At 46.4% G+C, this 18,582-nt stretch carries 14 protein-coding genes; 6 read left to right on the top strand and 8 right to left on the bottom strand.

The annotated features are described in order from the left end of the window. Nucleotides 1-58 precede the first annotated feature (58 nt). Both ACVA58_RS00570 and ACVA58_RS00565 read right to left on the bottom strand, forming a co-directional pair. Nucleotides 59-2,884 (bottom strand): FAD-binding and (Fe-S)-binding domain-containing protein, encoded by a 2,826-nt coding sequence (locus tag ACVA58_RS00570; RefSeq protein WP_446508529.1) that lies wholly within the window; start codon nt 2,882-2,884, stop codon nt 59-61. Nucleotides 2,885-3,117: 233 nt separating this feature from the next. After that, complete coding sequence (locus tag ACVA58_RS00565) at nt 3,118-4,806, bottom strand: L-lactate permease (protein ID WP_446508528.1); 1,689 nt, start codon at nt 4,804-4,806, stop codon at nt 3,118-3,120. Between the two features lie 168 nt (nt 4,807-4,974). On the opposite strand from ACVA58_RS00565, the gene ACVA58_RS00560 reads away from it, so the two are divergent. Continuing rightward, the gene (locus ACVA58_RS00560) at nt 4,975-5,877 is read left to right on the top strand and encodes a LysR family transcriptional regulator (RefSeq protein WP_446508527.1); all 903 of its coding nucleotides are present in this window, start codon (nt 4,975-4,977) and stop codon (nt 5,875-5,877) included. 30 nt (nt 5,878-5,907) lie between these two features. On the opposite strand, the gene ACVA58_RS00555 is transcribed toward ACVA58_RS00560, so the two are convergent. Then, complete coding sequence (locus tag ACVA58_RS00555; RefSeq protein WP_446508526.1) at nt 5,908-6,264, bottom strand: YcgJ family protein; 357 nt, start codon at nt 6,262-6,264, stop codon at nt 5,908-5,910. Between the two features lie 199 nt (nt 6,265-6,463). On the opposite strand from ACVA58_RS00555, the gene ACVA58_RS00550 reads away from it, so the two are divergent. Then, nucleotides 6,464-6,850, top strand: coding sequence for a DUF805 domain-containing protein (locus ACVA58_RS00550; RefSeq protein ID WP_446508525.1), 387 nt, complete (start codon nt 6,464-6,466; stop codon nt 6,848-6,850). Nucleotides 6,851-7,162: 312 nt separating this feature from the next. Further along, nucleotides 7,163-8,203 carry a hypothetical protein gene (locus tag ACVA58_RS00545; RefSeq protein ID WP_446508524.1) on the top strand — a complete coding sequence of 347 codons (1,041 nt, stop codon included), beginning with the start codon at nt 7,163-7,165 and terminating at the stop codon, nt 8,201-8,203. Nucleotides 8,204-8,294: 91 nt separating this feature from the next. Here ACVA58_RS00545 and ACVA58_RS00540 read toward each other — a convergent pair whose 3' ends face one another. After that, complete coding sequence (locus ACVA58_RS00540) at nt 8,295-9,998, bottom strand: FAD-dependent oxidoreductase (RefSeq protein WP_446508523.1); 1,704 nt, start codon at nt 9,996-9,998, stop codon at nt 8,295-8,297. Between the two features lie 177 nt (nt 9,999-10,175). Between ACVA58_RS00540 and ACVA58_RS00535 the strand changes: the two genes are divergently transcribed. Together ACVA58_RS00535 and ACVA58_RS00530 are read left to right on the top strand one after the other, a co-directional pair. Continuing rightward, nucleotides 10,176-10,595 (top strand): YeeE/YedE family protein, encoded by a 420-nt coding sequence (locus tag ACVA58_RS00535; protein WP_446508522.1) that lies wholly within the window; start codon nt 10,176-10,178, stop codon nt 10,593-10,595. Nucleotides 10,596-10,608: 13 nt separating this feature from the next. Then, on the top strand, nt 10,609-11,031 hold the full coding sequence (locus ACVA58_RS00530; protein ID WP_446508521.1) for a DUF6691 family protein: 423 nt from the start codon (nt 10,609-10,611) through the stop codon (nt 11,029-11,031). Between the two features lie 66 nt (nt 11,032-11,097). Here ACVA58_RS00530 and cobA read toward each other — a convergent pair whose 3' ends face one another. From cobA to nirB, 4 genes are all read right to left on the bottom strand, one after another. Next, nucleotides 11,098-11,859 carry a uroporphyrinogen-III C-methyltransferase gene (cobA, locus tag ACVA58_RS00525; protein ID WP_446508520.1) on the bottom strand — a complete coding sequence of 254 codons (762 nt, stop codon included), beginning with the start codon at nt 11,857-11,859 and terminating at the stop codon, nt 11,098-11,100. 155 nt (nt 11,860-12,014) lie between these two features. Beyond that, complete coding sequence (locus ACVA58_RS00520) at nt 12,015-12,869, bottom strand: formate/nitrite transporter family protein (protein ID WP_446508977.1); 855 nt, start codon at nt 12,867-12,869, stop codon at nt 12,015-12,017. Nucleotides 12,870-12,983: 114 nt separating this feature from the next. After that, nucleotides 12,984-13,307 (bottom strand): nitrite reductase small subunit NirD, encoded by a 324-nt coding sequence (gene nirD, locus ACVA58_RS00515; RefSeq protein WP_446508519.1) that lies wholly within the window; start codon nt 13,305-13,307, stop codon nt 12,984-12,986. A gap of 2 nt (nt 13,308-13,309) precedes the next feature. Continuing rightward, on the bottom strand, nt 13,310-15,868 hold the full coding sequence (nirB, locus tag ACVA58_RS00510; RefSeq protein ID WP_446508518.1) for a nitrite reductase large subunit NirB: 2,559 nt from the start codon (nt 15,866-15,868) through the stop codon (nt 13,310-13,312). Between the two features lie 439 nt (nt 15,869-16,307). Between nirB and ACVA58_RS00505 the strand changes: the two genes are divergently transcribed. Then, on the top strand, nt 16,308-18,539 hold the full coding sequence (locus ACVA58_RS00505; RefSeq protein ID WP_446508517.1) for a hypothetical protein: 2,232 nt from the start codon (nt 16,308-16,310) through the stop codon (nt 18,537-18,539). Nucleotides 18,540-18,582: the final 43 nt, after the last annotated feature.

Here is an 18,582-nt window from a genome sequence, read left to right as displayed (position 1 = left end):
AGCGTAATAATAAAGCCCAAACGGCATTAGCTGAATGGGCTTTTTTGGAAACCGTAAGTTAGGCAGCTGCCTCGTCGACAAGGTAGAGGATTGATTGGTACGTAATACCACTATGGTGCGACAAGCCGATTTCACAGGTCCGGCTGTTGCTAAAGCCTCGGGAACAGTTTGTCGGTACTTGCTCTTTTAACGGTGAAACAGCGGCTTCATTGAGTTCTGGGGTAGTGAACCCCTTGTCACCAGCCCATCCACAGCACTGGATATGCTCTGGTAACACTACATTTTCAGCGCAAGCTTTTGCCAGCGTTAACATCTCCGCTTCAAGCCCCATCCTGCGTGAGCTACAGGTGACGTGTAACATAACGGTTTCCTGAATAGGAGATAGAGTGAGGTGCGGCAGCAAATAGCGCGACACAAAACCAACGGGTTCGAGTACTTCCAATGGTTTGGTAAAGTTTTCAATGCTGCGTTTGGCACAAGGACTGGTATCCATCAACACTGGATATTTGCCTTGTTCGCTGGCTTGCCACAACAGGGTTTCTAACTCTTGTACTTTTTGTGTAGCAATATCATTCATGCCTTTGCTGTCATAGGGCATGCCGCAGCATTGGCTGTTGAGTTTTTCTGGGGTGATCACCTCAAAGCCCGCTTTTTCAAGTAAGGACAGCGTCACTTCCGTTAACGGACGTTGGTCTTTGGCGGAATCCTGCTGCCCCATGGTGCGACTGGCACAAGAGGGCATATACACCACTTTGTTGCTTGATGTTATAGACCGCTCGCTGTTGATTGTATGTGTATTGGATTGCGGGATTTCTGGCATCCAGACCGGTATCTTACCACCCGTGATTTTACGAAAGCCATTGGTCATCGCTCCTACTGCATTATCACCGACAATTTTACGGGCAATCTGGTTGCTCCTAAGTCCAGCTTTCACCAAGGTCGTCGTAGTGCCAAAATGATCGGCAGTCCAACGAGCGATAGGGGTAAAGCGCTGGTATTTTTCGATACGGAGCTTTTTAACAAGATCCCCAGTATTGATGCCTACCGGACAACGATCAGCGCAAAGCCCCGTTGCTGCACAGGTATCGACGCCTTGGTATTCAAAGACTTCTTTTAATTCATCGACCGGTGGTCGCTTGATGTTACCCGCTAGGTATTGACGTTCTCGGTGTTGCAGTTCGCGGTAAAGGACGATTCGTTGGCGTGGTGACAAGGTGAGTGCTCGTGATGGGCAGACCGGCTCACAAAACCCGCATTCTATACAACGATCAACCAGTTCGTCAGCTGCAGGCATAGGCTTGAGGTTGGAAACATGTGCTCGCTCATCATCATTGATGATTACGCCCGGGTTCAATAGCCCTTCTGGGTCGAACAGGGTTTTAATTTGCTTCATCAAGGAATAGCCGTCATTGCCCCATTCCAGTTCAACATATGGAGCCATGTTACGGCCTGTTCCGTGCTCCGCTTTGAGTGACCCTTGGTATTTGACCGCCACAAGCTCGGCAACGTCATCCATAAAGTTGCCGTAACGATTGATCTCTGATTCGTCATCAAACCCTTGGGTGAAAACGAAATGCAGGTTTCCTTCTAGGGCATGGCCGAAAATAATCGCTTCGCTGTAGTGGTATTTGTCAAACAGTTGCTGCAGCTCCCGTACGCCCATTGCAAGGTGCTCGACAGGAAATGCGACATCTTCAATGATCACCGTTGTCCCTGTTTCCCGAACAGCGCCGACGGCAGGAAACATTCCCTTTCGGATAGCCCATAGACTCGCAACGGTATTAGCATCGATGGTAAACGGTGTGGAATGCGTAATGGTGAAGCCTTCTAGCGCCGTCATTACCTCAAGACATTGCTGTTCTAGTTGATGGCTGCAACTGGCTCGGGTTTCCACCAGCAGTGCGGCCGATTCCAGATCAAGAGCTTGAATATAGTCCGGCATTCCCGGTTTATCTGCGACGGATTGCAATGCTCTGCCATCCATCATCTCAACAGCTGAGACATTGGTTTTGGCAATCACTGACACTGCCTGGCTGGCCGTTTCGATATCTTGGAAAACTAATAAAGCAGAAGCTTTGTGCGGATGTTCAATAACGGTGTTATAGGTGATGTCGGCAATAAAGCCCAAGGTACCTTCTGACCCAATCATTAGGTGCTCAAGCACCTCAATTGGGTCGTGATAGTCAACTAAGGCGTTGAGGGCATAACCGGTGGTATTTTTAAGTCGGTATTTGTGACGGATTTTTTCTGACAGTTCGGTATTGTGTTGGGTGGCCAGTACAAGCTGCGTTAAACCATCAATTAGATCTGGCCGGTTGGCTTTGAAAGCGCCAATGCTATCTTCGTTGCCCGTATCGAGCACAGTGCCGTCAGTAAAGATGATGGTCATACTATCGACGGTTTTATAGGAATTCTGTGCGGTACCACAGCACATGCCACTGGCATTATTGGCGGCGATACCGCCGATCTTACAGGTGTTGATTGACGCTGGATCTGGGCCTATTTTCCGTTGGTATGGGGCAAGATAGCGATTGGCATCGGCACCAATAACACCGGGTTGAAGGCGTATTTTGTCACCTTGTTCAAGAATGGTATGTCCGCGCCAGTCATCAGTCAGGGTAATGAGCACAGAATCTGACACGGCTTGGCCAGATAAGCTGGTTCCTGCAGCTCGAAAAGTGAAAGGCACATCCAGTTGACGGCAGGTTTGAATGGTGAAAATGACTTCATCTAAATGATTCAGGCGCAGAACAAGCTCAGGGATGAGTCGGTAGAAACTGGCGTCAGTGCCGTAAGCAAGCCGCTTGGCTTCTTCTGTGATGATCCGCTCTTGATCGATCTTGGTCGCGAGTAGGGTTTCTAGCTGTTGATATTTGTTTTCCATTGCTGATCCTGCATCAGTCAGTGTTACTGAATGGTTGAATGCTGTATTTATCTTACTGTTATCAATCACTATTGTTGGAATGTTTGGTTGGGATTGAGAGTTAGGGCTATAAATTTTGTTTGATGTACTTGATGTACTTGATGTACTTGCCGTACTTAATGTACTTGCTGTAGTTGTTTGGCGATGCAGGCCAGAAATTAGCTGGCCTGATACGTTTTATTGATTAGGGACATTTAACCCATAAGTACATCGGTAATATGCAGGCCATAGATGAGGAAAAGGCCGATAATACCGCTCATAACGAGGTAGTAGAACGTAGGGATCACGGTCTTGCGTAGTGTTGCACCTTCACGGCCAAGTAAGCCAACCGTAGCGGATGCGGCAACCACGTTATGAATTGCAATCATGTTCCCTGCTGCAGCGCCAACGGCTTGTAGGGCGACAATCGCTGCACTCGAGACCGTCAAGGTTTGTGCTACTTCGAACTGGAACTGGCTGAACATCATGTTGGAAACGGTGTTCGAGCCCGCGATGAAAGCCCCTAGAGCCCCGATAGTGGCACTCAATGCCGGGAAGAAATCACCGACCAAATCAGATACAAAGTTTGCTGTTGTGACTGGCATACTGGCCAAGTCAGCCGCATTGACTCCTGAGTTGATAAAGATACGCACCATCGGGATGGTGAAGACCAAGACGAAACCGGCTCCAATTAATGTTTTGCTCGACTCTTTGAACGCTTCGGATAATGGGCTGAGCTGGCGTGATTGCATCAATACCGCCACAATCGCAACAAACACCAAAATGCCACCCGGTAGGTATAGAGGTTGGATAGAAGCACTGATCCCTGTTTCGCCCAGAATATTCGAAAATGAAAGACTGACACTGACTAAAAAGGCTTTAAAGTCTGCGCTGACCCGGCTTGCAACCAAGACAACAGCAAGCAAGACATACGGTGTCCAAGCCATGACTAGATTCATTGGTTTATCGGTCGCTTTAAGGTCAATTTTCAGTGAACCTAGCCACTCTTCAGGCCATTTATCTTCGCTTTCAAAGTCCCATTGCTTTTTCGGTACAAGGAAGCCTTTCTTCGCGGCTGAAACCACAATAGCCAAACCTAACAAGCCGCCAATCAATGATGGGAACTCAGGTCCAAGCAGCATACCGGTCAAGGCGTATGGTACGGTGAAGGCGACACCAGCAAACAGGGCGAAAGGTAAGATGTCCAAGCCTTCAGTCCAGCTTTTGTTCTTACCGAAAAAGCGAGTCAGCATCATTGCCATTAGCACCGGTATCATAGTACCGATAGTGGCGTGGATTAATGCCACGTTGGTGGTGATCTGCTGCAGGTAAATATCCCAGTTTGAACCTTGGCTGATCAGGGTTTCACTGATGTTGTGAGTATCAAGGCCCTTGTTAACACCGACAATAATAGGGGTACCGACCGCGCCAAATGAAACCGGGGTAGACTGGATCATCATGCCCATCAGTACAGCGGCAAGTGCAGGAAAACCGATAGCGACCAAAAGTGGGGCTGCAATTGCTGCTGGGGTACCGAAGCCGGATGCCCCTTCAATAAACGAGCCAAAACACCAAGCAATGATGATGGCTTGTATCCTGCGATCACTGGAGATGTCTGTGAAGCCGTTACGTATGGTAGTAATGGCTCCGGTGTGTTTCAGCGTATTGAGGAGAAAAATCGCACCAAATACAATCCACAATACTGAGACGGTAATGGTGAGACCTTGTAAAGAAGAAGCCAAAACACGGTTTGCAGACATGTCCCAGCAAAACAGGGCGATGGCAACGGTTAGCAAGAAAGCAACAGGCATTGCTTTCTTGGCGGGCCAGTTCAGCCCAACCAGTAAGATAGCGGCAACCACTATCGGTGAGAATGCAACGAGTGCAAGTAGGGTGTCGTTCATGATTTTCAATCCTTCGGAGTGCTGTTTTGTAATGCATAACCTATGCATCAATGAACATATTTGTTTTTGATTTATATTTGTTTTGTTAACTGAGTGTGACGATATAGCTTTATTTTTATTTGGTATAGGGAAATAATGAAAAACATTTCTTCCAAAAATGGATAAATAATGGCGAAAGCAGATGACCTGATCTTGTTTGCTCAGGTAGTAGAGCATGGCTCTTTCAGTAAGGTTGCAGAGTTGAATTCCCTTACAAACTCCGTGGTTAGCAAGAGAATTGCCCGTCTGGAGGATGATCTCGGGGTACAACTACTTTACCGAACTACCCGTAAACTTACGGTCAGTGAGGCTGGGAAAGTGTTATATCAGGGTTCAAAAAATGTGAAGCAAGCCGCGATGGAAGCCTTGGATGCGGTTAGTGGGTTTGGTGAAAAAGTCAGCGGTCATGTCAAGATGTCTGTACCAACCATCTCGGGCGACTTGCTGCTGGCAGATGCGGTTGCAGAGTTTTGTACCGACCACCCCGGCTTTACGGTCGATATGTCACTTGATAACCGTTTTGTTAATCTCATTGAAGACGGTTACGATTTGGTGATCCGTACTGGGTATTTGGAAGACTCTAGTCTGATTGCTAGGCATATCCTCGACTCACAGTGGGTGATTTGTGCTGCGCCGAAATATATTTCCCGAAACGGAAAGCCGGATGTACCACAAGATCTGGTCGATCATAACTGCCTGCAGTATGCCTATCAAACGACAGGGGCTTCGGAGTGGCAATTTATCGGTAAGCAGGGTAACTATATTCTTCGTGTTAGCGGTAATTTTTCAACCGATAACGCAACGGCTTTAAGAAAAGCGGCATTGGGTGGGTATGGAATAGCCTATGTGCCGCGTTGCTTGGTTTATCACGATCTCATGGAAGGGAAGCTCGTTGATCTTTTTCCTGAGTTGGTGGGCAAGCGCTTAGGTATTTATGCGGTATACCCCTATACTCGCCAGCCTTCGCAAAAAATAAAGCTGCTGATAGAGCATATCAGAGCCCGCTATCTCGATATTCAGCACGTCTTCTAGAAAGCTACTTGCTCAAATGAAGAGATGAGTTTAGTCAAATAAGATGCTGGTATAATCAGCCAATTGCTCTTCAGAGAACCGGTCGACAAAACAGGCTTTTTGTTCAGAGTCACAATACACCTTATTGCTGAACGAATAGCGGGTGGTATCGAAGTTATTGGTGCCAACTCTATTGATCAATTCCATCATGTTGTCTTGGGCTTCTTGACCCAAGAACTCTTTGGTAAAGGCCATCGAGATCCCGTAGTTATCGACACAGAACCCAGCTTGTCGATCGCAGAGTACGCCTTTATCTGGGGAGAAGATCGGCTCGTGTATAGTATGTTGTTCCCCAAGTGATGATTGGCTAGCGAGCAATAAACTGAGTGAAAGCAGGAGCGGTTTCATGACGGGCACCTTGCCGAAATGGGTTTCAACTAGTATTGCTCAGATGTGACCAATTCCCAAGTTGCAGTGTGTATTCTCAAGTAATTTATTTTTATTACAAAGCCATACAATTTTCTTGGCCATATTTTTGCGATGGTTGGCAGAAAATTGATTTTTAACACAATATTATAATCTCAATCTGTTTCTACTAAGGTCAGCTATGAACTGGTATATCCACGTATTAAAAAAATATGCCGTCTTTAAAGGTCGGGCTAGACGCCAAGAATATTGGTATTTCTTCTTGTTTAACATCATCATCAGCATCGCATTATCAATGATTGATTCAGCTCTGGGGAACCCTGGGGCCGGTGAAGGTGCAGGGCTTATCGGTACAATTTATTCTCTTGCTATACTTATTCCGAGTATCGCGGTTGGTGTGCGCCGTCTGCATGATACTGGTCGAACTGGCTGGTGGATGCTGCTCGGTTTGATCCCGCTAATCGGTGTGTTGGTATTGATGTATTTCTTTGTGCAAGACAGCCAACCCGTGGTCAACGAATACGGTCCGAACCCGAAAGATCCTTCCTCGATAAACCTTTCGATCTAAGTTTTGAGTGGCAGCTGGATAAGCATTCCAGGCTGCCACAATCTTATGGGACTGTATTATTTTTAAGAACTGACACAGATTTCTCTTATTTGAAATATGCGGTATTTCCGACTAAACCCAATTCATTTAATAGTTTAGCCCTTTATGGCTTTTAAATGCCCTTCCAAAGCAATCCTCCAAATCCTCTACAATTAAATCCAATATTTAGAGATTTCATCTGGATTGCATGTTTTTTACAGATGGTGGTAAATCTTTTACGACATATTGGTTGGCTATTAATTTAAGTAAAACCACAGCGTTACGTGGAGTAGCATGATGAGAATGAACAAGATAGCACTCTCGGTATTGGCGGTTTGTGTTGGGTTCTCTGCGGGGACCTTAGCGTCAGGAAAATATGATGACAGTGATGATTCTTCGTCCTATTCAAGTAAAAAAGATGATGATTCATATTCGAAAAGTGACAGTGATAGCTACACATCAAGCTATCAGTCAAACAGTGGAGGAGGTCATTCTAGTGGTGGCTATTCCAATGATGGTGGTTATTCTAATGGCGATGGCTACTCCAATAGCGGTGATTCGGGTGACGACAAAGACGATGGTGATGATACTAAAAAGCGCTTGGCGTTGAATCTTGTCGGTACTGGTGAAAAGTACACAACGACAGTCCCCCCTTTAGAAAAATATGGGCCACCATTGGATGCAGAATGCTTTGATGTCGAGTTGAAGAATATTCACGATGGAGAGCACATTGGTTGGGCGACGGATTGTTTATCTGAAATTATCGGGGATCCTGGAGTTGGGCTTCAATTAGTTGGTACCACGTTTTTTTATCTACCCGATGGGTTGATAGTGACCAGAGGGGATACCACGGTCCGGCCAGTGCTGACAACGATAGTGACACCCGAAGGTAAATCTATTTCCCATATTACCGGTGCTTCTAGCGATGAAAATGCGGTAATCAAAGCCTCCGGTGAATATCAGTGGCACAAAGGTACTGCCCGCCTATCAGGTATGGTTGACCTATCAAACTTTGACGGCTCGGAAGGCTCACCAATCTTTTTTGACTGCTTGTTTATCATTGAACTAGAAGAGTATCAGCCGAAGTTTAACTCTTGGTATGATAGATATCGCTATCGCTATGAACATAATAGTTATTATGAAGAGCATCAGAGTGATAACTATTATGGTAAGCATGATGATAGCGGTCATGATGACAATGATTACTCATATAACAGCTATGGTTCTGATGACAGCTACGAGAAGAGCGATAAAGATAATAGCTATAACAATGGCCATCAATATGGCAAAGATCGTTATGACAACAGCAGCGGTCGAGGAAATAAATCTTATTAAATCATAGAATTGAACATTGAAAACAGTGAAGCCTGACGTTACCGTCAGGCTTCACTGTTATAACAACTCTATTTCGTAGATGTATTCATCACTATTTTTGAGCAAACGTGTAGGTGCGGTATCCACCTATTAAGTTGCGAGCTTTGTAGCCGTTATTAACCAACTGGCGATAAGCCACATTGCCTCGCAGGCCGACAGCACAATAGATGATGATCTCTTTGTCCTTAGGCAATTCGCCTAAACGCTGGCGAAGTTGATCGACAGGAATATTCACCGCGCCTTCCAAATAACCAACATTCTTAAGCTCGCCTGGGTTGCGAACATCTAGCAGCAGTTGGTTATCAGTAAGAGTACCAATTTCATCGTAGTGAATCGGTGTAGCATCACCTTTGATGATGTTGTTCGCTACAAATGCTGCTTGGTTGATCACATCCTTGGCACTGCCATATGGTGGTGCATAGGTTAGTTCAAGGTGCTGAAGTTGTTCAACGGTCATGCCTGCACGCTGGGCGACAGCAAGTACATCTATTCGCTTGTCTACTCCATCTTTACCTACAGCCTGTGCGCCAAAAATCTTGCCAGAACTTGGCGAAAACAAGAGCTTCAGTGAAACCGTTTCTGCGCCAGGGTAGTAGCTAGCGTGGCTTGCCGTATGAACATAGACTTTCTCGTACTCGACAGCCTCGTGTTTTAGCTGCTTTTCGTTCTTACCTGTTGAGGCAACGGCCAGATCGAAGACTTTGCAAATCGCGGTACCTTGAGTACCTTGATAGGTTTCGCTGCGGCCAAGCATGTTGTCTGCAGCCATGCGCCCTTGACGGTTCGCTGGGCCGGCAAGAGGAACAAATGTTTGATTACCAGTGACGAAATCAGTTTCTTCGATAGCATCACCGACCGCGTAAATCGACGGGTCGCTGGTTTGCATACTTGCGTTGGTGTAGATGCCGCCAAGCTCGCCAATTTGTAGGCCGGCTTCAGCAGCCAGCGTTGTTTCAGGGCGGACGCCAATGGCCATAATCAGGATATCGGTATTCAACGTCTCGCCATTATTGAGGTGGAGGCTAAGTTCACCGCATAGGTGCTGGTGGTCGGCGCTTTCGCCTGCATCTTCGTTGGCGATAGAGGTACTAGGGCGGTATTCGACTGATTCAAGCGCAACCCCTAAGCGAAGATCAACGCCCTTGTCTCGGATTTCCTGATGAACAAAACCGGCCATCTCACGATCAACGGGCGTCATGACTTGATCTGCCATTTCAACCAGTGTGGTTTTGATCCCTAGCTGGTGGAAGGCTTCCATCATTTCAAGGCCAATAAAGCCACCACCAACAACAGTCGCATGTTCAGGCTTGTTCATTTCGATCGTTTTAAGGATCTTATCCATATCAGGGATGTTGCGCAGAGAGTGTGTCAGCGGATTATCAATGCCCTGAATTGGCGGAATCACGGGCGCAGCCCCTGGGCTTAACAGGAGAAAATCATACGTTTCGTTGTATTCTGAGCCATCGAACAGATTCTTTATCGTAACACTTTTGGCTTTACGATCGATTGCGACCACTTCATTCATCACTCTGACATCGACATTGAAGCGGGCAAGAAAGCTTTCTGGTGTTTGAAGCAACAGCTTACTGCGGTCTGTAATATCACCACCAATATGGTAGGGCAGGCCGCAGTTAGCAAAAGAGACAAACTCGCCTCGCTCAAACATGATGATTTCAGCATCTTCACTCAATCGGCGAGCACGTGCGGCTGCTGATGCGCCACCAGCGACACCGCCCACAATCAAAATCTTGGTCATTGCATTCTCCGTCTGCCCTAAAATTAGGGGGCTACAGTATCTCGATTCATGATGGCTTCCAATATAAATAATTAAATTAGAAAAAGCTAATTTAATTTGTGCTAAATTAGTGTTGACTGAAACCTATACTTTAGTATTCTCTAATTAAATGATGTAGGTGAACTGCTAGGAGAAGATATGGCATTTGAAATCCCATGGGATGCATTGGCCGGGGGAATATTGCTAGGGGTATCTGCCTCAATGTTGTTATTGCTGAATGGCCGGATTGCAGGCATCAGCGGTATTGTCTCGGGTTTATTGGCTCCTAAAGAAGGTGAGGTGTCGTGGCGGCTATTGTTCGTTATTGGCATGCTGGCCAGCGGCTTATTGGCACCAGCATTAGGGTTTTCTTTGCCTGAAACCTTGCCGGTATCTTCATTCTTGTGGGTTGGGATAGCCGGTTTATTGGTTGGCGTTGGTACCAAAATCGGTAACGGTTGTACTAGTGGCCATGGTATCTGCGGAATGGGACGGTTATCCAAACGTTCAATCGTCGCAACCTGCATTTTCATGGGCGTGGCGGTAGCCACTGTTTTTGTTCGCTTGCATGTGCTGTAACAGGAGCTCAAAGATGAAAGGGTTATCTCAATTAGTGGCTTTATTGACAGGGCTACTGTTTGGCTTGGGGATGATGATATCTGGCATGGTCGATCCCCATCGTGTACTGGGCTTTTTAGACATTGCTGGCGCTTGGGATCCGAGTTTGATGTTTGTGATGGGTGGCGCACTCGCTGTTTTTCTGCCGGTATATCTATTGGTGATAAAAAAACGTTCAGCTCCGGTATGTGCTGAGACGTTCGAGATCTCAAACAACAAAGTGATTGATAAAAAGCTTGTCGGTGGCGCGGTATTGTTTGGTTTAGGGTGGGGGATTGCCGGTATTTGTCCCGGCCCGGCAGTGACTTCGACCTTTGGGCTTAACCCGTCGATGTTAGTCTTTATTGTGATGATGTTGATAGGGATGGGGGCTGGTGCTGCTCTGGTCAAACGCTAATGAGCACAAGGGTGGGGACAGATTAAAGGGAGGGCACCTATAAGTGCCCTTTTTGGGCTGGCTACATTATTCTTGATTGAACCATTGCAAGGTTTCACTCAATGACGTCACACTGCCAATAACAATTAATGCGGGACTAACAGCGTCTTTTGCCAGTTCTGGCAACGTTGCAAGTGTACCGGTAAGCACGCGTTGGTCATGGCGTGTGCCGTTTTCAATAATGGCACAAGGTGTTTCTGCGGCAAGGCCATGGGTGATCAGCTTGTCGCAAATATGGCCGCTCTGTTTCAAACCCATATAGAAGACTAGGGTGTTGTTGGACTGTGCCAGTGAGCCCCACTTAATCTCGCGGCCGTCTTTCTGGACATGACCTGTGATGAACTGGACGCTTTGAGCGTGGTCTCGATGGGTCAGCGGGATACCTGCATAGGCGGTAGCACCTGCTGCGGCAGTGATCCCCGGTACGACTTCATATTTGATACCAAATTTGGCTAACTCTTCGAGTTCTTCACCACCACGGCCAAAGATGAATGAGTCACCACCTTTCAGGCGGACAACACGCTTACCTTCTTGCGCTTTTTGAACCAAAATCTGGTTGATTTGATCTTGTGGGACACAATGGAAATCGAGTTTTTTACCGACGTAAATCATCTCTGCTGATGCATCTGCCAGTGCAAGGATATCTGTTGAAACCAGACGGTCGTACACCACGACGTCTGCAGCTTGGATAACCTTTAGGCCCTTTACTGTCAGTAGATCTGGATCACCCGGTCCGGCACCGACAAGGGAGACAAAGCCGCTGTTTGGTAATGCGCGGTTGGTGGTCATAAGCAACGCCTTTTTAAAATTTGGATATAAAAAGTAGCACTCGTCCGGCTAAATTCACCTTAAGGAGTTATTACTTTTTATAGCCAAAACAATACAATACGTGGTGTAAGTTAGATACAGGCCCCGAACATTCTATTCAGGGCCTGTTGCAAGGATTACTTAATGCTTAGTGCAGGCTCTGCATTAACCGCTGAATCATTTTCTACGTTAATTGCCGGCGCTGTTTTTGCGTGCGTTAGGTATAACGGAATACACGTAAATAGCAGGCCACCAACAAGGTTACCTAGGATGGTTGGGATAAGGTTGAAGTTCAACCAAGTTGCAATACCAAAATCTGCACCCAGCATCATACCGAGTGGGAACAGGAACATGTTCACCACTGCGTGCTCAAATACTAATGCGAAGAAAATAAAGATAGGTAGCCACATTGCTGCAATTTTACCGGCTACGCTACGGGCCGTCATGTTACCAATTACGCCCAAACAAACCATTAAGTTACAAAGAATGCCGCGAACAAAACAGGTGATCCAGCCATTTGCGCCAAGTTCTTCGAAACCAACGGTACGTGCTGTTGCTGCCTTAATAAAAGTTTGTCCTACTGCACCAGGTTCAACACTGAAGTTCATGGTGAATGAGAGAGCGATAAGGAAAGCAACGATCAGTGAGCCGACCAGGTTACCAAGGCCAACCAGTCCCCAGCAACGCAGAACGTGACGCCAAGTAATGCCTTTGCGGTTGTCGAATTTTGCCAGTGGGGCAAGACCAAATACACCGGTAACCAGGTCATAGCCCATTAGGCTTAAAATACAGAAGCCAACAGGGAAGACTAGCGCGCCGACAATGCCAATCCCAGTTTGTGTGATAGCGGTGATCGCCACCACAACGGCTAACGAGAGAATAATACCCGCCATCGTGCCACGTAATATCAGGTCACGTGTAGAGGTGCGCATTTTCGCTTCGCCAGTGTCAATCATTGTCTGAACGAATTCCATCGGTTTTGAATAGGACATCATGTCACTCCAAAAAGTTAAAGTTAAAATTGAATAGTCAAAGGCTCGCATACCAGTGTCGGGCAGTGAGCCTTTTTGCTATTTAATTTTTTTGCGGCTTAACTTTTTCTTGATTTACGCTGCGATTTCAACCTTGCCGTTAGTGACTCGGGCATTAAATACTTTAATGTTGAAACGTTCATCTTCCATGCACACACCGGTAGATAGATTGAAGCGCTGCTTTTTCAGCGGGCTAGCAACCCAAAGCGCGTCTTGGTGCTGACAAATTAGGCCGCGAGAAAGTACGTTTGAACGGGCAAACGGATCCATATTGCTGATAGCGAACACTTCTTCGGCAACACTGGGGCGGAAAATGGCAACTTGCTGGCCGTTGAATAGCGCACAAACGCCTGTCCCTGGGGTGATATCTTGGATATCGCAAATTAGCTCAAAAGCCATGATTAATTCTCCAATTCAACGTGCAGGATATCGCCAACGGCATCGGGGTGTTTTTCGGTGAACGTCGCAGGTCGGTGCTGGTCACGCTCGGCAACAAATACCACGTTGTCATCACGAAGATCAGCGTTGATGAAGTGGGCAAAACGCGTTAGTTGCGATTCGTCGTTGATCGTGGCTGTCCACTCACACTCATACTCATCAACTAACTTGGCAACGTCCAGTTCTAGTTGGGTGTTGATGCCAAGTTTGTCATCAATAATCACTTCTCGCAGGTAGTCAACGCCACCTTCCATGTTGTCCATCCATACAGAGGTACGCTGCAGTGGCGCAGCTGTGCGGATGTAAAACATCATGAAGCGGTCGATGTACTTGATGAGCGTTTCTTGGTCTAAGTCGCTGGCCAGTAGATCGGCGTGGCGAGGTTTCATACCACCGTTGCCGCATACGTACATGTTCCAGCCGGCGTCGGTTGCAATTATGCCAAGATCTTTACCCTGTGCTTCTGCACATTCACGGGTACAGCCTGAGACTCCAAACTTCATCTTGTGAGGAGTACGGATCCCTTTGTAGCGGTTCTCAATGTAAGAGCCCAGACCGACAGAGTCTTGAACACCGTATCGACACCACGTCGAACCCACACAAGTTTTCGCCATACGCAGTGCTTTTGCGTAGGCTTGGCCTGTTTCGAAACCAGCGTCAATTAGCTTGCGCCAGATCACTGGAAGATCATCTTTCTGAGCACCAAATAAGCCGATACGCTGAGCACCGGTTACTTTGGTGTACAGGTTGTATTCTTCGGCAACCGCAGCAAGTGCACCAAGGGCTTGTGGGGTAACTTCACCACCGGCCATACGTGGAATAACCGAATAAGTACCGTCTTTTTGGATGTTACCAAGGAAGTTATCGTTGGTATCGTGCAGCTTAACCAATTGAGGTTTGAGGATATGTTCACCCCAGCACGAAGCCAGAAGAGAGCCTGCTAGTGGTTTACAAACTTCACAGCCGTAGCCTTTACCGTATTTCTCTAGGAGCTCATCAAAGGTTTTGATTTCTTCGATGCGGATCAGATGGAAAAGCTCCTGGCGTGAATAGGCGAAGTGCTCACACACATCGTTTTTCACTTCGATACCTGATTTAGCCAATTCAGCATTGAGCACTGAGGTGACCAGCGGAATACAACCACCACAGCCAGTACCGGCACCGGTAACGGCTTTGATATCAGCTAGAGTATGGTTGCCGTCAGTGACAGCTTGGGCAATTTTTGCCTTGGTCACATCGAAGCAAGAACAGATCACGGCAGTATCAGGTAGCGAATCTGCACCTAACGCGGGTTTTTCAGCACCGGCGTGGGCAGGCAGGATCAATGTGTCCGGATGCTCTGGCAGGTCGATTTCGTTGAGCATTAACTGAAGTAGGTCGCCATAGTCAGAGGTATCACCCACCATTACAGCACCGAGTAGCTTCTTGTTGTCCTCGGAGACAATGATGCGCTTGTAAACTTCTTGCTCTTCGTTCTGGTATACAAAGCTTTTACAGCCAGGTGTGCGACCATTGGCATCACCAATTGAGCCAACTTTTACCCCAAGCAGTTTCAGCTTGGCGCTCATATCAGCGCCTTCAAATTGGTTATCTTCACCAATAATATGTGAAACAGCGACCTGTGCCATTTTGTAACCCGGTGCAACTAGGCCATAGAACATTTCATTCCAAGAGGCACATTCACCAATAGCATAGATGTTGTCGTCTGACGTCTGGCAGGTGTTATTGATAGCGATACCGCCACGAGGAGCAACATCAAGCTCCATTTGACGAGCTAGCTTGTCTTGTGGACGGATACCTGCTGAGAAAACAATGAAATCAGTCTCTAGCTCAGTACCATCAGCAAAACGCATTACGTTACGGGCATTAGTACCTTCCGGAGCGATTTCCAGCGTGTTTTTTCTGGTGTGGACATTTACGCCCATACGTTCAATCTTCTGGCGAAGCTGATTACCACCTGCCATGTCTAGCTGTTCAGCCATTAGCTTTGGCGCAAATTCAACAACGTGGGTTTGTACACCTAGTGCCTTTAGAGCACCAGCGGCTTCAAGGCCAAGTAGGCCACCACCGACAACAACACCGACTTTGCTATTTTTTGCTGACGCTTCAATCGATTTAAGATCTTCGATAGTACGGTAGACAAAACAGTCTTTGCTTTCATTGCCTTTGATAGGTGGAACAAACGGGAAGGAGCCAGTTGCGAGGATTAACTTGTCGTATTGAACTTCACGACCAGTGCTGGAGTGGACGATGCGTTTTTCTCGGTTGATGTTAATGGCACGTTCACCGAGGAGAATATTGATGGAGTGTTTCTGGTAGAAGCCTTCTTTAACGAGCGAAAGTTCTTCGGCGGTATGGTGGGAGAAGTACGATGAAAGGTGAACCCGATCATAGGCGACACGAGGTTCTTCGCAAAATACCGTTACCTCGTAATTGTCCATATTGGCTTTATCGACTAATTCCTCGATAAAGCGATGGCCCACCATTCCGTTGCCGATGATGGCCAATCTCACTTTGCTCATAAGATCCTCTACTACAAAGTCATAAATTCTGAATGGAATCTTAATGAGACAGAGTGTGAATAAATATGACGTAAATCAATTACAGTTTTGAATAACCCTAAAGAGGTACCCTTTTGTAAATCAATGATTTAACTAATATAATATTGTATTACAAGAATAAATATGGGGGATTTAAACAATAAATATGAAAGAGATAGCGTTGTAGTTGTGTTGTTTTCTTACAGATTATGAAGCTTGTGTGACAGAAAAATAATTCTATGTGACGCCGGTCTTTAATTGGTGTGGTTATGTAATGATAACTTGGCAAAAAAACATATAAAAAACATAAATATTTTATTAAATCAATCGTTTAATCGGGGTTTATCGTCAGAGGGAATGAGATTTTCATTTAGGATAGCCGAGCGTCTGAAAGTAGTTTAATAAACTCATGGAACCGATAATGATAAAAAATACACAACCTCTATGCTTGGCTCTGGCCATTGCAGCTACGCTCACAGCCTGTAATGAAATTGATACCTCAGAAGATCCTCGGCAGTATGTGCCTTATAACCTGGATCAGGTGATCTATCCGAACGACATTCTACTAACCGATAGTGATGGTACCTTAGAGCTAGAACAAGAAGCGAATGGCGGCGAAGTCGATTATAGGAACTACGAAAATGTCTACGGTGCTCTCGATGGTTGGTCAACCGGCTATCCCATTCTGCTGCCACTTTCTGGCCCTGAGGATGCGCTTGATACGACGACGTTGACTGAGAAAACCTATATCTTGAATGTTGCAACTGGCGAGCTACTCAAACCCAATCAGGACTATGTCGTTGAGGTCACCGAGTCGGGTGATATTCAGGTGATGCCGAAAGTTGTGCTGCCAGAATCGACAACCTTCGTTCTTGCGCTTTCGGATGGTATTACTGACATTTCTGGTAATACATTAAGACGGTCTAACTTTTATCAAAGCCTAGTTGAAGGTGACAATTTAGATCATGCTAAAGGCGATGCTTTTGCGAGTCAGATTCAAAGTAACCACAACGATTTAGTAGCAGCAGGTGTTCAAGACAGCATTGTCTATAGTGCACGCTTTACAACTCTGAGTGCCTATCCAGTAATGGATGCTGCGATTAACAATATTCCAGATCAGGCTGTAATAAATGTTAGTCCGATCGATCAGTCAGATAACGCAGACGTATGGACATATTCGGCGACGATTAAGGTTCCTTACTATCTTGAGCTACCAGAGATAAATGGTGAGAACGGTACCTGTGAAGTGCCACAATTATACGATGACACTGAAAGTATCGAGTATAAAACGGTTGCTGCTGACAAAATTAGCCACTGTGAATCACTGTATAGTTGGTGGAAGGGGGGTAATGGAGAATTTGTACATGGTGGCAATCCAGAGCCTGCTGCGACAATTGAAGCACTGGAAATCCCGGTTATTATCTATGCTCCAAACGGCTGGCAACCTTCTCAGATCACTGCTTTGCCTGCCACTATTTTCGTTCATGGTATTACTGGCAAAAAAGAGTCAGCGCAAACTATGACAAAGCGAGTAACAGAAACCAATCGCCTAGTCTTTGCTATCGACCAGCCATTGCATGGTGAGCGAGGTGTGAACCTAGATGAAGACCCTGAACCGGAAATCACGGCTTCAAGTGGCGAAGTAAACCAAGAAAAATCAGTCTATCTCAACTTACTTAGTGCTTTAACTTTACGTGATAACCAGCGTCAAGCTGTACTTGATCAGCTTACCTTGAGGAGAGCCCTGAATCGTACTGATTTTGTAGATTCATCGGATGTGAGCTTAATCGGTCACTCTTTAGGTGGCATTATCTCAACCATGGTGAGTGATTTATCTCAGGATTATCCAGAGCTTAATTTTAGCACGGCCACTCTTGCAGTGCCGGGTATGCATCTAACTGATCTTGTAATGAATTCACCTTTGCTTGGCGGTGAAGTTGAAGGAGAGATCCGAAGCTCAAGTGATATTCAGCTAGCTGTTGCTGCGATGGTCGGGGTGTATGATGAAGAGACGCAAACCAAGGTTGAAGGCTTAGATGCTTTGGAAGTGTACAAGGCGGAGAGTACAGAAAACGCTGATAAAGCTGCCAGTATAGAAGATACGGTTTATTCTATGGTGACGAAAGATATGTTCCCAGGGGTGCAGGCGGCAGTGGATGCAGGCGACCCAGCTAACTTTATCAGGCGCCAGCGTGAAAACAAACAGCAGCCGATTTTGTTAATTGAAGCCGCAGGGACTTGTGATTACTACAAGCCAGAGACCTGTGTAGAAGGAGTGGACTACATACCTGATAATGTTGTCGTAAACAATGTACCGGGTAAACCACTGGTAGGTACTGAGCCATTGATTAGACATTTAGAGCTGACCGCTATTTCAGACGATACGACGGTATCTGAAGATGCAGTTATTCGCGGTGTCGTAAGAGCCAAGCATGGCGGTCATGGTACGTACCTGTTCCCTTATGAAGGGCCTGTCATCTACACAGATCCACTATACCCTGAAGGCCGACCTATGACGCTAGGTGATCGAGGCTTTATGGAGCATATTGGTGATATTGAGGCTTCGATGTCGATGCAACAGCAAGCGATTGTTAGCTTCATTGAGTCTGGTGGTAAAACAGTTGAAATTGAAGACAGCGCCATTGTGCACTAATCACAATATTCACCAAAAGTGATGAGTAAATAGCCATGGGGCA

The sequence above is a fragment of the Photobacterium sp. DNB22_13_2 genome, assembly GCF_052873915.1.
Note: the sequence above shows the minus strand (reverse complement) of the source record. Positions and strands in the feature narration are given on the sequence as shown.

Bases quoted from the DNA above. Each gene is read 5' to 3' on its own strand.
- ACVA58_RS00570 (WP_446508529.1), bottom strand. From the start codon at position 2,884: ATGGAAAACAAATATCAACAGCTAGAAACCCTACTCGCGACCAAGATC.
- ACVA58_RS00565 (WP_446508528.1), bottom strand. From the start codon at position 4,806: ATGAACGACACCCTACTTGCACTCGTTGCATTCTCACCGATAGTGGTT.
- ACVA58_RS00560 (WP_446508527.1), top strand. From the start codon at position 4,975: ATGGCGAAAGCAGATGACCTGATCTTGTTTGCTCAGGTAGTAGAGCAT.
- ACVA58_RS00555 (WP_446508526.1), bottom strand. From the start codon at position 6,264: ATGAAACCGCTCCTGCTTTCACTCAGTTTATTGCTCGCTAGCCAATCA.
- ACVA58_RS00550 (WP_446508525.1), top strand. From the start codon at position 6,464: ATGAACTGGTATATCCACGTATTAAAAAAATATGCCGTCTTTAAAGGT.
- ACVA58_RS00545 (WP_446508524.1), top strand. From the start codon at position 7,163: ATGATGAGAATGAACAAGATAGCACTCTCGGTATTGGCGGTTTGTGTT.
- ACVA58_RS00540 (WP_446508523.1), bottom strand. From the start codon at position 9,998: ATGACCAAGATTTTGATTGTGGGCGGTGTCGCTGGTGGCGCATCAGCA.
- ACVA58_RS00535 (WP_446508522.1), top strand. From the start codon at position 10,176: ATGGCATTTGAAATCCCATGGGATGCATTGGCCGGGGGAATATTGCTA.
- ACVA58_RS00530 (WP_446508521.1), top strand. From the start codon at position 10,609: ATGAAAGGGTTATCTCAATTAGTGGCTTTATTGACAGGGCTACTGTTT.
- cobA (WP_446508520.1), bottom strand. From the start codon at position 11,859: ATGACCACCAACCGCGCATTACCAAACAGCGGCTTTGTCTCCCTTGTC.
- ACVA58_RS00520 (WP_446508977.1), bottom strand. From the start codon at position 12,869: ATGTCCTATTCAAAACCGATGGAATTCGTTCAGACAATGATTGACACT.
- nirD (WP_446508519.1), bottom strand. From the start codon at position 13,307: ATGGCTTTTGAGCTAATTTGCGATATCCAAGATATCACCCCAGGGACA.
- nirB (WP_446508518.1), bottom strand. From the start codon at position 15,868: ATGAGCAAAGTGAGATTGGCCATCATCGGCAACGGAATGGTGGGCCAT.
- ACVA58_RS00505 (WP_446508517.1), top strand. From the start codon at position 16,308: ATGATAAAAAATACACAACCTCTATGCTTGGCTCTGGCCATTGCAGCT.